Origin of the sequence: Tropicibacter sp. S64 (assembly GCF_049803835.1) — a bacterium.
Lineage (GTDB): Bacteria > Pseudomonadota > Alphaproteobacteria > Rhodobacterales > Rhodobacteraceae > Pacificoceanicola.
Map to the genome: position 1 here is coordinate 272,609 of NZ_JBNAGK010000001.1, position 15,531 is coordinate 288,139.

Here is a 15,531-nt window from a genome sequence, read left to right on the forward strand (position 1 = left end):
TCAATCGGTTTCGCGTGTGGTGCGTAGGGAGCACGCGGGGTGACGGGGGTGCCGGTCCATTGGTCTGGCGCCCCCGCTTTGAGTCCCACGATCTCAGAACAAGGTCAGGACCAGGCCCATCAGGGCACAGGAGACAGTCGCGTAGCCGCCGTCGATCAGGGTCAGCTTGAGCGGCTTGCCTCCGTAGAGGTTGTTCAGGGCAATCCACGGCGCAATGAAGAACAGCCCGATGCCCGCACCGGAGACGATCCCGGCACCCACGCTGGCGACGCCGCTGGCGGCGAAGACGTGCCGCATCATGCCCGCGACGACCAGCTGGCACAGGAAACCGAGACCGAAGAGCACGGGGTTCGGGCCGCCCAACGGTTTGCCGTTTTCGTCGCAAGGAATGCCAGCCGCCTCCAGCCAATGCTTTGACAGCACGTTGTACCAGACAGCCCCCGCCGCGAAACCGGCGACGGTGGCGGCCAGAACGTTGATCAATTCCATGATGCCCCTCCTGTTGACGCAAGGGCATGGTGCCTCAGGTTTGCCGATTTGCCTACAGCGTTTCTGGTTTGACCTGAAACATGGAGAGGCACGTACGTCCCGGGAGTACGAAGTAGGCAGGGCATGCCTGCCTCAAGTTCAACCAGAAACGCTATAGGGGTTCAGGCTCCGCGAAGCTGGCCGGGCAGCATTTCTGCCAGAAGGTCCCAGACCATCCGCACACGGGGACTGGTCCGCAGCTCGCGGTGTGCCACCAGCCAGACCGGGTAATCCAGCGTCACCTCCGGCAGGACACGGATGAGCTCCGGGAAGGCCCGCGCGTAACCGACCGGCCCGACCCCCACGCCAAGGCCCGCCCGCAGCATTTCCCAGTGCACGGGATGCGTGGAGCCGGTGACGGCGAAATTGTCCTCGGTCACGGGCATGTCCCGGGCATTCAACGCCGCTATGAAATTGGCGTTTTCGTCGAAGCCGATGAGTTTGGCACGGGCGAGATCGGGCTTGTCCCGGATCGCCGGTGCGCGGTCGAGATAGTCCCGCGTGGCGAAGAACCCGGCGCAATCCTCGGCGATGAGCTTGCCGATCAGGTCCGCCTGATCCGGGCGGGTGTTGCGGATCGCGATGTCCGCCTCGCGGCGCTTGAGGTCGCGAATGGCGTTGGACGCCACGACCTCGACGCGGATTCCCGGGGCCTCGGTCGACAGGCGTTTCAGGACAGGCGGCAGGAGCCACGACGCATAGATCTCCGAGGCGGTTATGGCGACGAGACCCTCGACCTGCTGCGCCTGCCCGGAGGCCGCCAGAGAGACGGCGGCGGCGGCCTCGCCCATGGCACGGACATGGTCCATAAGCCGGGTTCCCGAGTTGGTCAGCACAAGGCCGCGCCCGACCCGCTCGAAGAGCAGCACGCCAAGCTCTTCCTCCAGCGCGGTCACCTGACGGCCCAGCGTCGGCTGCGTCATGCCCAAGGCCCGCGCCGCCGCCGAGAACGAACCCTCTTCAGCGGTGACAAGGAACGCGCGGGCGCGGTTCCAGTCGAATGTCACGGAACGCCAATCCATGCGGTATTGCATGGTGAGCATGTCTGTTTGTCAATGGGGTATGCGGCAGTGATGCTGTCGGAAGGGAATGTTGCCGGGACATAGTTTGTTCGGGGACGTGGTCCGCGTCGCCTGCGGCGCTTCCCCTGCGGTATTTGGCGAGCAAAGAAGGCCGGGGCAACGTGCGATCCTTGCGTCGCGGGCCGGATGCAAAAAGGCCCCGGGAATGTCCCGGGGCCCGGCGTGCCTGACAGGGAGAGGGTGTCAGTTCACCTTGTCGGCGTCGACCACGTCCTTCGCGATGGCGCGGGTCGGCTTGGCGATTTCGATCTGGCGCGGTTTCAGCGCTTCCGGGATTTCCCGGGCCAGGTCGATGTGCAGCATGCCGTCCTCATGGATGGCGCCCACGACGCGGACATGGTCGGCGAGGTGGAAGCGGCGCTCGAAAGCGCGGGTGGCGATGCCGCGATGCAGGTAGGTACGGTTGCCCTCGTCCTCGGCCTTCTTGGCGGAAACGACCAGCGCCTGTTCCTTCACTTCGACCGAGAGGTCCCGATCGGAGAAACCGGCCACGGCGATGGAGATGCGATAGGCATCATCGGCGGTCTTCTCGATGTTGTAGGGCGGGTAGGTTTGCTGGCTGACGTCGTTGGCGAGGACGCGGTCCATCATGTCGGCGATCTGGTCGAAGCCGACGGTGGCACGGTAGAGCGGTGCAAAATCAAAGTGTCGCATGGGAATCCTCCGTTTGAGCGATACCGAAAGTGCGGCGCCTTCCCATCGGGGACAGGCGTCTGTTCTGGTCCGGGACCTGGCTTGGCAGCGTCCCGGTATCGTTCAGGTAGGGAGCGATTTTCCGGGTTTCAAGGGGTTTGGCTTACTGCATTTCGACAGTGACGCGCCCGGCCTGTCCGGCAGCGTCGATCACTGAAAGCGTGGTGAAACCCGCGCCGAGGTCCGGGGCGAAGAAGGCGGCACCGCGCAGGTCGGTGCCGACCACCGCCCCGTTTGCCAGGAGGGTGAAGGGCGGGGTGCCGCCGCGCAGCTTGATCGGGACCGGGCCGCCGCTGGCCAGTTTCGCGCCGTCGGGTGGGAAGGTGAGTTGCAGCGTCGGCGCGGTCTCGCGCGGGCCGAAGCGTTGCAGCGGGGCCGGGAGCTGCGCACGGGAAACCAGCAGGGTTTCCGGCGGCGGCGGTGGCAGCGGCGCGGGGCGTGTGGTGGCGCGGCCCAGCACCTCGAAGAGCATGGGCGCGGCGAGATCGCCGCCGAAGGCGCCGGGCACCGGGGTGCCGTCCGGCCTGCCGATCCAGACTCCGGCGACGTATTTGCCGTTCCATCCCAAAGCCCAGGCGTCGCGGTGCCCATAGGACGTCCCGGTTTTGTAGGCCACGCGCCCCGGCGGTCCGGATTGCGGCGGCGGGGCGAGACCGGCGAGCACATGGCCCACCTGCCAGGCGGAGGCGCGGGTGAGGATCGGGCCAAGGGGCTCCTCGGCTGTGTTCTCGTGCCATGTCAGGGCATTCGCCTGCCCGCCCCGGGCCAAGGCTCCGTAGAGTTGCACCATGTCTTCCAGCGACACACCCACCCCGCCAAGCGAGAGCGCCAGACCCGGCGCACCGCCTTGCAGCTTGGCGTTCACCCCTGCGCGGCGCAGGGCGGACATCAGGTGTGCGGGGCCAAGCGCCTCGGTCAGCCGCACCACGGGGATGTTCAGGGACATCTGCAGGGCCTGCCTGACGGGCACTTCTCCCCGGAACACACCGTCGAAGTTCTGCGGCGCGTAAGTGCCGAATTGCACCGGGGTATCGAGGATCAGCGTTTCCGGGTGGACCAGCCCGCGGTCGAAGGCGAGGCCGTAGACCAGCGGCTTCAGCGTGGAGCCCGGCGAGCGTACAGCCTGCGTCATGTCCACGAAGCCCTGCCCTTCGGTCGCGGTGTACCGAGGCGAGCCGACGGAGGCGAGAATCTCGCCGGTTTCGATGTCGGCCAGAACAACAGCCATGGAGAGGCGCAGGTCCCGGCCGCGCATATAGGTCCGCGTCAGGTCTTCCAGAGCCAGTTGCAGATCGCGGTCCAGCGTCAGGTCATGCCGCCCCGGACCAAGCGCCAGAGCGCGGTCAGCCATATGCGGCGCGATTTGCGGCATGGGATAGCGGCCCAGAGGAGCGGGGTCGGACTGGCCTGCTCTGGCGTCTTCCATCGTGATGATGCCGGCCTCCGCCATGCGCATCAGCACGCGGTCGCGGGCGATGCGGGCGGCGTCGGGGTGGCGGTCCGGACGCCGGCTCTCGGGCGCCTGCGGCAGGGCGACAAGCAGCGCCGCTTCGGCGGGGGTCAGGCGACGGGGTTCCTTGCCGAGCCAGACAAGGGAGGCGGCCCGCAGCCCTTCGACGTTGCCGCCATAGGGGGCGAGGCCGAGATAGAGGTCAAGGATCTGCTCCTTGCTCAACTGCCGTTCCAGCGCCAGAGCGAGCCGCATCTGCCGCAACTTGCCGCCCCATTGGCCGGTGGTGCCGTCCTCCAGCAGCCTTGCCACCTGCATGGTCAGCGTGGAGGCGCCGGAGACGATCCCGCCATTCCACACCGCCTGCCACGCGGCGCGGAGGGTGGCCTGCGGGTCGATCCCGTTGTGCTTCCAGAAGCGTTTGTCCTCATAGGCGACCAGCATCTCGTAGAACAGCGGGTCCACCTGATCGGCGGAGACGTTCATGCGCCAGAGGCCATTCTCGATGGTGTATGCGCGGAGCAGTTCGCCATGCCGGTCCCGCACCTCGGGCGCGGTGGCGTGGACCAGTGCAGGCAGTTCGGTTTCGTCGATGATCCGGTCCAGCCCGTCGCGCACAAACGCGACGGACCAGAGGGCAAGGACAAGGGCGACCAGCCGTTTCATGGCGTTACGGCAGGATCGTCACGCTGCCGGATGCCGTGGTGGCGCGGTAGTCGGGCCGATACATGTCTTCGACCAGCGCCGCCGGATGGTGAAACTCCCCGGGCGAGACGGCGCGGAGAATGTAGGCCAGCCGGAACGGGTTGGTCCCCGAGTAGGTCACCGCGGCGAGGAACCTGTCCGAACGGAACTCGGCATTGTCTGCCTCCACCGGGTCGAGCCAGTCGAGCCCGCGCAGATCGCCGGAGCGCAGGAGGTTCGGGTTGTCGATCTCGAAGCTGGCGGGCAGCGGATCGTCCACCATCAGCCGCGCCTGCGTGCCGTCCGAGGGCCGCACCGTCAGCACCGCCACCATGCGGTCGCCAGTCCGGATCGTGTCGCCAAGCGGTTTGCCGTCCAGCGTGTAATACTCGCGGGTGAGCGTGTAGCCATAGCCCGTCGCCTCGGTCTCGCCCATCGGTACGCCGAGCGTGGTCAGGGTGACATCAGTGGGCGTGCTGGCGGTGTTCCTGATCACCATCGGTTGCAGCGTCTCCCCGTCGAGCTTGCGCACGAAGGGACCGGCCAGCGCCGCGCCGTCTACTTCCAGACCAGAAACGGTCGGGTCCTGCACCATCGCATGTGCCGCCAGCAGCGCCCAGCTTTGCTCCTGCGTGGACAGGGGCCGGGTGACGGAGGCGAGACGGGCGGTCAGGGCGCCGGTATCCACGGCATTGGAGCGGGCCTCGATCACCAAAGACAGGATCCCGGCGGTGTCGCGGAAGGTCGAGCCGTAGTCGGCGCGATACTCCCGCCCGCCGTTCGTCACTGGCCGGGCAATCCGCGCCGCGGCCTTGCTGAACAGCGCATCGGCGCGGGGTTGATCGCCGTAAGACGCCAGCGCCGCGCCCAGTTGCGCCTGTGCCATCGGCGTGGCGAAGGCGTCCGCCTTTTCATCGGCATAGTAGCGCAGGTCGCCCATGGCTGCCGCGCCTTCGCGGGCGAGGATCATCAGCGCGTAGGCAATGTCCTCACCGCCCTTATCGAAGTCAGGCGCATAGGCGATGCGGTTCTTCAGGTTGTCGAGGGCATTGCGGAAGGCGATGTCGGGGATGTCGTGGCCTTGCGCCTTCGCCCGGCTGAGGAAGTCGGTGACATAGGCATCGAGCCAGAAGTCGCCGGATTCCGCCCGCCACAGGCCGAAGGCCCCGTTGGCGGCCTGCCGTGTCAGCACCTTTGTGATCGACTGGTCGATCCGCAGCGCGATACGGGCCGGATCGCCGATGCCGAGCGGTTCGGCGACAGAGGACATGTAGAGCAGCGGCAGCGCCTGCGACGTCACCTGTTCGGTGCAGCCGTAAGGGTAGCGGTCGAGCCGCGCCAGCAGCCCCGGTGCGTCGAACCGGGCAAGGGGACCGGCGGAGACGAGGGCGGAGGAGCCTTCGGGCCGCAGGTTGGCGAAGATCTCCCGGTCGAGCGTGAAACTCTGCCCTGGGGCCAGCGACAGGCGGCGAGTCGCGCCGATGGGGGGATCGTTGGCCCGGACACCGAGGGTCAGCTCCTTGGTCAGGCGCATGCCATCGGGCGTGGTGAGGGCAATGGCGATGGTGTAATCGCCGGTGTCCTGAGCGGTGACCGGGATGGTCAGCGCCAGTTTCTCATTCTCGCCGAGGTCGACCTCCGCCGGGATCGCATCGGGTTCGAGCATGAGACCGGCGGAGGTGATCGACAGCGGCATCGTCCCGGTTTCGCCCTTGGTATGGGTCAGTTCCAGCAGCAGGCGGGACGTGTCCCCAGGCGCAAGGAAGCGCGGAAGCGAGGCGGAGAGTACCACGGGATCGCGCACCAGCACGTCCTTTTCCGCCTGACCCACGCCCTTGTCGGTCCAGGCCATAGCCATCAGGCGCACGGTGCCGTTGAAGTCCGGCATCTGGAAGGACAATGTGGCGCGGCCGTTCGCGTCCACCTGCACCGGTCCTTCGAAGAAGGCGACGGTGGCCTCGGTCGGCGGCGGGCTTTGCAGGCGCATCCCGGCATCGGAGTCGCCGCCGGAGCGGACCTGCCCCATGCTGCTGTTCATGCCGTCGATCAGGCGGCCATAGATGTCCCTGAGTTCGACGCCAAGACGGCGCTGGCCGAAGTAATAGGCGGCGGGATCGGGGGTCTTGAAGGCGGTGAGGTTGAGGATGCCCACGTCCACGGCAGCAACCGTGACATAGGCGGTTTCGCCCTCGTTCAGGCCGTCAAGCTGCACCGTAGTGGTCAGCGTCTGACGCGGCAGAGCCTCTTCCGGGGCGTCGAGGCTCACGGCCAGCTTGCGCGATCCGGGATCGACGGCGGCGTGGGCGAGGCCGAGGGCGCGGGCCGGATTGTGCCCGGCGGTCACATCCATCGGGCGGATCACCTGCGCCGTGACATAGACACCTGCACCCCAGTCATCGGTGACGGGCAGGGTCAGCGTGTTGTCACCTTCGGAGACCTCCACCGCCTGCATGGAAATCACCCGATCCGCCAGCACCGTGACCAGCGCCTTGCCCGCATAACGCGGAACCATGCGCAGGGTCGCGGTCTCACCCGGCTTGTAGGCGGGCTTGTCGAGCGACAGCTCCAGCATGTCCGGCGTCTCGGCGGCATTGGCAGGCGCGTACCAGCCCGCGTCGAAGGTCATGGAGGCGGAGACATAGGCGCCATCGGTGCGCTCCACCACCACCTCGAACTCGCCCCAGGTCACATCGGCGCTGATGCTCAGCGGCGTATCGCCCAGCGTCCCGGTGCCGCGTTCCAGCGTTTCGCGGGTGGTGATCGGCTCCCAGTTCCAGTTGCCGTACAGCTGATACCACTGGTAGTGCCTGCTGATCCGGTTGACCTGCCAGCTGACTTCCATCGGCTCTGGAGACAGGTCCGGGCCAAGGGCGATCACGTCGAAACGGGCTTCGGCACCCTCCGGCAGGCTGTCGTCGAACGCCGGCTTGATACCGATCATCGCGGTCGGCGGAGCCACCGGGCGGGCGATCTCGCGCTCCACCGGACGGCCCGAACCCTCGGCGATGCGCAGGCGCACGGTGGCGGTCATCGGGCGGCCTTCCGGGTCCATGTCCGGGATCGGCAGGCTCAGGTCCGCATGGCCGGTCTCATCGGTTGTCAGATCGGACGGGAAACTTTGCGATTGCACGGAGACATCCGCGTCGTGGCGTCCGAAACGGTACTTCGGGTAGGCGTCGAGCGTGTTTTGTGCCCGCAGGATCACCTCGCCCTCGATGGGCAGGTCCGCCCCTGGCGCGCCAAAGAGGTACTTCGCATCGACACTCAGGTCCGGGGCCTCCAGCGGGTTGATGATCCCCTCCGGCAGGTTCAGGTCGAAGTCGATGCGTTCGGGGACGAAATCCTCGACCAGAACGGTTTTCGAGGACAGGGCCGGGGCGTCGGTATCGGCAAAGGCCTCCATCCGCCACGTACCGCGCGGAGCAGACGCGGCGATAGGAAGGGCAAAGACATGCCCGCCCGCCTTCCCGCCGTCCGAGACATGGCGCGAGTATTCAACGCCATCGGGGCGGGTCAGGACCATGGTCAGCGGCAGGTCCGTCACGGCCTTGGCTTCGGCGTCCCGGGTCAGGGCTGTCACATGGATGACCTCCCCGGCGCGATAGGCCCCGCGATCCGTGGCGAGGAAGGTGTCGATGGGGCCAGCAGGCGCACGCCCCTCGACGCCGCGATCCGACAGGTCGAACGCCGGATCGGTGAGCGAAAGGAAGGCGATGTCCTCTTCGCCCCGCGTCGCGGTAATCAGCGCGGGGGCCGCGTTGTCCTTGCCGCGCAAGAGGCCCGGGTCGAAATGGGCGACGCCCTGCGCGTCGGTTTGCACGGTTTCAAGGACGCGGTTGGCGGAGGAGATCAGAGCGATCTCGATGCCCTGCAGGGGCTCCGCCGTGCTCAGGCCCCGGGTGAAGACGGTCAGCCCGTCGTTGCCCTGCATGGTGGTCAGGCCGATGTCCGAGAGGATGAACCACTGCGTCGCCCGCTCGCCGTTGTCGTCATAGGGGTCGGAGCCCGGCACGGAGGCGGTCAACGCGTAAATGCCCGCGGGCAGATCGCCGATGACGTCGCCCATGGGCAGGCGTGTGGTGACTTCGGCGTTCAGGCGGTTCTCGACGATGCCGGTGCCTTTCCAGAGGTCTTCGGCCATCTCATAGGCAAAGCTGCGCTCCTGCCAGTAGCTGAGCGGTGCGCCGAAATAGCTGTCCTGAATGGTCCTGAGCAGGTTGCGGTCCGACACGCGGCGCAGGGTCAGGTCCAGCTCGGTGAGGTTCACTGTCTCCACCGGCAGGCCGGCATCGGCGCTCTTTGGCAGGACATAGGCGCGGCCGGGGAATTTCACGCCGGGCGAGCGGTCGCGGACATAGGCGGTGATCTCCACATCCTTGACCAGCGTCTCGCCTGAGGCGGCGGGCAGGCCGGAGCGGAAGGTGAGCGTATAGCGCCCGCCGTGCTCGACGCCGGTGACGCAGATGCGCTGCTCCTCGGCCTCCACCGCAAGGCGCGGGTCGGGCAGGCGGACATAGGGTGCGTAATCCTGCCCGGCGCGGATCAGCGGTTCGTTGAACTCGGCGCAGATGCGGGGTGTGGCGCTGTCGGCATCGACCTCATGTTCGGAGATGCGGAAGCCGTATTTGGCAATGGCCTCGTCCAGCTTGCGCGTCACTTCCGGGTTGCCGGTCAGGCTCTCGGCGAGGCGCAGCGGCGGGATCATGTCACGTCCGCGCCCCTGATCCTCCAGCATCTTCGCCATCAACACCAGAGCCGCCTCGCGGCCTTCATTGGTATCGCTGCGCAGGTAGGTGTTGATGGAGGCGAGGAAGGCGCGGTTGCGGTAGCGCGAGCGGTCGCTGCCGGTCAGCTGATCGGTCACGAGGTCTGACCATTGGCCATACTGCAACCAAAGGTCCACGGAGTCCGACTGCGCCAGCGCCGCGCCGGTCCAGTGGATCGCGTCGCGCAGGTTGCCCTGACTGCGGCTGCTGTTCGCGGCGGTCAGCAGCTGCTCCACCGTCCACTCGCCGCCGCCATGGCGCACGCCCAGTTCCCCGGCCTCGGCGCGGGCCTCCAGCAGGTCGCTCTCACGCAGGAAATCCAGCTCGGCCCGGCGGGTTTCGGCAAGGTCGATCACCGCCTGCGGCGTGTCCACCACCTGCGCGGAAATCGCGCCCTCATAGGGTTGGCGGTCCGTGATGTCCGACTTGGGGAAGCAGGAATTGGAGCGTTTGTTGAAGGTGAACGCCTTGCAAGCCGAGTTGTTCAGGCACTGCAACTGGCAGGCCTCCTGCGTGGTGTCGAACAGCGCTTGGAGGTCCGCGCCGTAGAAATCCACGTCGCGGGTGACGATCAGCCGCCGGTCAGGAACGCTGTCCTGCGCCAGCAGGGGCGAGGCTGCAATGAAGGAAAGAAGGGCGGCGGAGAGAAAACGGCGCATGGACACGCTCCTTTGAAGGAATGCCGTATCGTGCACCCGCGCCCCATGGTCTGGCAAGGATTCGGACCCTCCGGAAAACCATACCCACCGGGGCATGAACGCGGGGGTATCTGTCATTCGCGGCTTTTCGATCAAGGCGCCGGAAACAGTTTAAGCGGATATTCACGCCTGTTGGTGAAAGTGCGGATCGGGTCTTGGAGGGCACCTCATGAGCATGGCTACACGCCTTGCCGAAGAACGACGCGCGCGCCTTGCAGCGGAGCGCCTGCTTGAGCTCAAGCAGGCGGAGCTTCATGCCGCGAACCGAAAACTCGGCGCTCATGCGCTGCAACTCAGCCACGAGATCACCGAGACCCGCGCCGAGGTGAAGGAGGTCAGGGACGAGAACCGCCGGGTGATCACCCAACTGGGCGAGGCGACGCAGAAGATCGAACTGGTCGAGGACCAGCTGTGGAAAGCGCTGAAGACGGTACGCGACGGCTTTGCCATGTTCAACGCGGAGAACAAGCTGGAGATCGCCAACCCGGCCTACATGTCGGTGTTCGACGGAATGGAATGCGTCGACAAGGGCACGACCTACGCGGAGATTCTCCAGATCCTCGCGGAAGAGGGTATCGTCGACCTGCAGGGCGAGGGTAGCGAGGACTGGCAGTCACGCATGTACGCCCGCTGGGGCAGCAATCCGATTCCGCCCGAGACGGTGCGTCTGTGGAATGGCCGGTTCATCAAGATTCAGGACCGGCGCACGCCGGATGGCGGCGTGGTGTCCCTTTGCGTCGACCTGACGGAACTCATGCGCATGTGGTCCGCCATCGAGGAACTGCCCGACGGTTTCGTCCTCTATGATGACGAGGATCGCCTGATGATGTGCAACGATCCCTACCGTGCGATCTACAGTGCCAGCGCTCCGGCCATCGTACCGGGAGCGAGTTTCGAGGACATCCTGCGTTACGGGCTGGAGCGGGGCCAGTATGCCGAGGCCGTCGGTCGCGAGGAGGAATGGCTCGACGAGCGGTTGCGCCAGCACCGAAGGGCGGACCGCGAACTGGAACAGCAGTTGGACGATGGCCGGTGGCTGCGTGTGTACGAGCGTCAGACCCGCGGTGGCGGCCGGGTCGGTCTGCGCGTCGACATAACGGAGATCAAGAAGGACCAGCAGCGGCTGAAGGAGGCGACGATCCGTGCGGAGGCCGCCAACCGCGCCAAATCCGCCTTCCTCGCCAACATGAGCCACGAAATCCGCACGCCGATGAACGGTGTCGTCGGCATGGCCGACCTGATGGCGGAAACGGACCTGACGGAGGAGCAGCGGCTCTATCTCGACACCATCCGCTCCTCCGGCGAGGCGCTGCTGGTCATCATCAACGATATTCTCGACTATTCGAAGATCGAGGCGGAAAAACTTGAACTGCACCCCGAACCGTTCGATCTTGAGCGTGCGATCCACGAGGTGGTCATGCTGCTCCAGCCGACCGCGCGGGACAAGTACATCCAGATCCTCGTGGACTTCGACATGTTCCTGCCGACGCGGTTCATCGGCGATCCGGGGCGCCTGCGGCAAATCCTGATGAACCTGCTCGGCAATGCGGTGAAATTCACCGTGGAGGGGCATGTGCTGGTCCGCGTGGTCGGCATGCCGGAGGAGGAGGGGCCGTCGGCCATCCACATCACGGTGGAAGACACCGGCATCGGAATCCCGGCGGACAAGGTTGATCACGTCTTCGGCGAGTTCAACCAGGTCGAGGACGAACGCAACCGCAAGTTCGAAGGCACCGGCCTGGGGCTCGCCATCACGAAGCGGCTCGTCGAACTCATGGGCGGCGAGGTCTGGGTCGAGTCGGAGTTGGGCAAGGGCAGCTGTTTCGGCATGCGCATCCTGCTGCCGGTGGCCGAACCGGCGAGCTACGAACGAAAGGCTTTGCCCGCGCATCTCAAGCGCGTCGTCGTGGTGGATGATCACAGTGCCGGCCGGATGATCCTGTCGAAGCAGCTCGATATCCTCGGTCTGAAGACCGAGTTCTGCAAGACCGGCGCGGAGGCCATCGACCGGCTGACCGATCCACCGGACCTGCTGATCGCGGAGGAGGATCTGCCTGATATGATGGGCCATGAACTGGCAGAACAGATCCGGACCCTCGGACACCACATTCCCGTCATCCTGCTGGCCGACAACCCCGGACAGATTTCGACTCCCAGCAAGGACACGGTGCATACAGTCCTGCAGAAACCCTCGACGCGGCGCCAGCTCTTCGCTGCGCTGGAAACCGTCGTGTCGGCCGCCCCGCGTGAGGCGGCGTCGAAAAAAGAGGAGGCCTCGGCCCCAATCCCCGACAGGACACGCGACAACGCGCTGCCGATCGACGTTCTGGTGGCCGAGGACAACAAGACCAACCAGCTGGTGTTCCGGAAGATGGCCGCGTCCTTCAACGTGGCCCTGCGCTTTGCCAACAACGGTGTCGAAGCGGTGGATGCGTTCAAGGCGCAGCGCCCGGAGATGATATTCATGGACATTTCGATGCCGGTCATGGACGGCAAGCAGGCAACGCGCGAAATCCGCGAGATCGAGGGGGATGGCCCCCGTGTGCCGATCATCGCCGTGACCGCCCACGCGATGGCCGGAGACCGTGAGAGCATCCTGGAGGCAGGCCTCGACGATTACCTGACCAAGCCGCTGCGCAAGGCGGAACTGGGAGAAAAGATCAAGATGTACCAGCGCACGATCGTGCAGTCGAAGGCGTCCTGAGCGGTTACTGCGGCGTGGTGGCCGGCCGGACAAAGACCGGCTTGTCCGCCTCCGAAAGGTCGGGCCGATACGCGTAGCCGCCGCTGTCGAAATCGAGCAGCCCTGCGGGATCGGTCAGGCGTCGCTGGATGATGTAGCGCGCCATGGCCCCCCGCGCCCGTTTGGCGAAGAAGCTGACGATCTTCGCCTCGCCCTTCTTCTCTTCCATGAATTGTGGCGTGATGACGCGGATTTTCAAGGACTTGAGCGGCACCGCGCCAAAGTACTCCTGGCTGGCGCAATTGACCAGTACATCTGTGTCGAGGCTATCGGCCTGCGCGTTGAGCGCTTTCGCAAGGGTGTCCCGCCAGTAGTCATACAGGCTCGCCCCGCGCCGCGTCTTGAGCCGCGAGCCCATTTCCAGCCGGTAAGCCTGGATGCCGTCGAGCGGGCGCAGCAGACCGTAAAGCCCGGACAGGATGCGCAGATGTTCCTGCGCCCAGGCCATTTCCTCGGCCTCCAGCGTTCCGGCCTCCAGCCCCATGTAGGTATCTCCGGCAAAGGCCAGCGCGGCGGGGCGCAGGTCCGGCGCGCCCGGAGTCTCGCTGTAGGCCCGGAAACGGTCGCGGTTGAGCTTCGCAAGATCGTCGGACAGGTCCATCAAGGCCTTGAGGTCCCGCAGAGGCAGGTTGCGGGCCGTCTTTGCAAGGCTCCCGGCTTCCTTTAGGAAATCCGGCACGGTCATGTCCACGGAGCGCTCGCTCCAGTCCAGCCGCTTGGCCGGCGAAATCACGATCAACATGGCAGCTCCCCTTGTCTGCGTCCCGGGCAGAGTACCTAGCCTGCCTCCCGTAGAACCTCAAGGAAAGCCGCACCAAAACGCTCGGCTTTCTTCTCGCCGAGGAGGCGCTCCATGGAGTGATCGCAATCCGGTTTTTGCTCGGCAACCTTTGCCAGCAGCGAGGCCGAACAGGACAGGGGCTTGTCCAGACCTTCAGGTCCGCGCAGGAGTTGCGCCTGGGCTTCCATCAGAGCGTCGTACACCGTTCCCGTGCCGCGGCTGGCCAGCCTGCGCCGGGTGGGGTGCACGTCTTCCACCGCGCCGTTGATGACCTCCAGAAAGGCGCGGCCATAGCTCTCCAGCTTCTTGGCCCCGACGCCGTTGATGCGCGCCATCTGATCCATGTTCACGGGGCGGCGCTCCGCCATTTCGATCAGGGTGCGGTCGGGGAAGATCATGTAGGGCGGCACCTGCGCCTCGCGGGCCAGGGCAGTGCGCCGGGCCTTCAGGGCCGAGAAAAGCGGCGCATCCTCGTCGCTGACCAGCGCCTTGACCGCAGGCCTGCGCTCGTCGTCGGCGCGAACCACGGCGTCCTTCCGCAGTTCTATGCTTTCCTCGCCGCGCAGGATCGGCCTTGCTGCGTCGGTCATGACCAAAGCTCCATGGCGTTCCGCGTCCGGGCGCATCAGGTCACGGCCCATCATCTGGCGGAAGACCGCCTGCCACTGGCCCTTTGACAGGTCCTTGCCAACGCCGAAGGTCGGCAGGCTGTCATGACCGCGCTGGCGGACCTTGTCGGTGTCCTTGCCTTGCAGGATGTCGATGAGGTGCCCCGCGCCGAAGCTTTCGCCGGTCCTGAGCGCGGCGGAGAGGGCCTTGCGTACGGCTTCGGTGCCGTCGAACACCTCGGGCGGGTTATCGCAGAGGTCACAGTTGCCGCAGGGGTCCGCCTCTTCGCCGAAGTATTTCAGCAGCGCCTGACGACGGCAGCCGAGCGCCTCGGCCAGCCCCAGAAGCGCGTTCAGGCGACCATGGTCCGCGTCGCGGCGCTCTGGCGGGGCGTTGCCTTCGTCGATCTGGGCGCGGCGCAGGCGGATGTCGTCCGGGCCGAAGAGCGTCAGCGTCTCGGCGGGCGCTCCGTCGCGTCCGGCGCGACCGATCTCCTGGTAATAGGCCTCGATGCTTTTGGGCAGATCCGCGTGGGCGACCCAGCGGATGTCGGGTTTGTCGACACCCATGCCGAAGGCGACGGTGGCGACGACGATCAGGCCCTCCTCGGTGGCGAACCGCGCCTCCACGGCGCGGCGGTCGTCCGCCTCCATGCCGCCGTGATAGAAGCAACTGCTGTGGCCCGCCTCGCTCAGCGCGCGGGACAGGGTCTCGGTCTTGGCACGGGTGCCGCAGTAGACGATGCCGGACTGGCCCTTGCGGGCGGCGGCGAAGGACAGGATCTGCTGGCGAGGGCCGTCCTTGGGTTGGAAGGCAAGGTGGATGTTCGGCCGGTCGAAGCCGCGCAGGAAGGTTTCCGGACGCTGACCGTCGAACAGGCGGGTGACGATCTCTTCCTGCGTCTCGGCATCGGCCGTGGCGGTGAAGGCGGCAAGGGGTACGTCCAGCGCCCGGCGCAATTCGCCGATGCGCAGGTAATCAGGGCGGAAGTCATGGCCCCATTGGCTCACGCAATGCGCCTCGTCCACGGCGATCAGGCTGACCCGCGATTGCGCCAGCATGCGCTGCGTGCCGACATTGGCGAGCCGCTCCGGAGCAAGGTACAGCAGTTTCAGCGAGCCGTCCTGCAGCATGTCCCAGACAGCGTCCGTCTCTTCCTGCGTATTGCCGGACGTCAGCGCACCGGCGGCGACGCCCGCCTCGCGCAGCCCGCGCACCTGGTCGCGCATCAGGGCGATGAGGGGGGAGATGACCACGGTCACGCCCGCGCGCATCAGCGCAGGCAGCTGGAAGCACAGGGATTTGCCGCCACCAGTGGGCATGATGGCCAGCACATTCCGGCCAGCCGCGACCGCATCGACGATCTCGCCCTGGCCGGGGCGGAATCCATCAAAACCGAAGATATCCTTCAGGAGCGCCTCTGCGGGCGCTGTGTCGCGGGGCATGGGACCTGCCGGGTTTGTCTATATCTGCTCTCATCCCGACAGTCTCATACTA

General features: G+C 66.2%; 8 protein-coding genes. 1 reads left to right on the forward strand and 7 read right to left on the reverse strand.

Annotated features, from left to right (window positions below):
* Positions 1-93 precede the first annotated feature (93 nt).
* From ACP159_RS01405 to ACP159_RS01425, 5 genes are all read right to left on the reverse strand, one after another.
* Positions 94-489: a DUF1761 domain-containing protein gene (locus ACP159_RS01405; RefSeq protein WP_425097824.1), complete on the reverse strand. Its 396-nt coding sequence runs from the start codon at positions 487-489 to the stop codon at positions 94-96.
* Between the two features lie 161 nt (positions 490-650).
* Positions 651-1,550 carry a LysR family transcriptional regulator gene (locus ACP159_RS01410; RefSeq protein ID WP_425097825.1) on the reverse strand — a complete coding sequence of 300 codons (900 nt, stop codon included), beginning with the start codon at positions 1,548-1,550 and terminating at the stop codon, positions 651-653.
* A gap of 243 nt (positions 1,551-1,793) precedes the next feature.
* Complete coding sequence (locus ACP159_RS01415; RefSeq protein WP_425097826.1) at positions 1,794-2,264, reverse strand: Hsp20 family protein; 471 nt, start codon at positions 2,262-2,264, stop codon at positions 1,794-1,796.
* 142 nt (positions 2,265-2,406) lie between these two features.
* Positions 2,407-4,419, reverse strand: a complete 2,013-nt coding sequence (pbpC, locus tag ACP159_RS01420) for a penicillin-binding protein 1C (RefSeq protein ID WP_425097827.1) — start codon at positions 4,417-4,419, stop codon at positions 2,407-2,409.
* Positions 4,420-4,423: 4 nt separating this feature from the next.
* Positions 4,424-9,862, reverse strand: a complete 5,439-nt coding sequence (locus ACP159_RS01425) for an alpha-2-macroglobulin family protein (RefSeq protein ID WP_425097828.1) — start codon at positions 9,860-9,862, stop codon at positions 4,424-4,426.
* A 208-nt stretch (positions 9,863-10,070) separates the two neighbouring features.
* Here ACP159_RS01425 and ACP159_RS01430 point away from each other — a divergent pair, with 208 nt between their 5' ends.
* Entirely contained in the window at positions 10,071-12,605 is a 2,535-nt protein-coding gene (locus tag ACP159_RS01430; RefSeq protein ID WP_425097829.1) for a response regulator, read from the forward strand.
* A 4-nt stretch (positions 12,606-12,609) separates the two neighbouring features.
* Here ACP159_RS01430 and yaaA read toward each other — a convergent pair whose 3' ends face one another.
* Positions 12,610-13,386, reverse strand: coding sequence for a peroxide stress protein YaaA (gene yaaA / locus ACP159_RS01435; RefSeq protein ID WP_425097830.1), 777 nt, complete (start codon positions 13,384-13,386; stop codon positions 12,610-12,612).
* A 35-nt stretch (positions 13,387-13,421) separates the two neighbouring features.
* On the reverse strand, positions 13,422-15,479 hold the full coding sequence (gene recQ / locus ACP159_RS01440) for a DNA helicase RecQ (RefSeq protein ID WP_425097831.1): 2,058 nt from the start codon (positions 15,477-15,479) through the stop codon (positions 13,422-13,424).
* Positions 15,480-15,531: the final 52 nt, after the last annotated feature.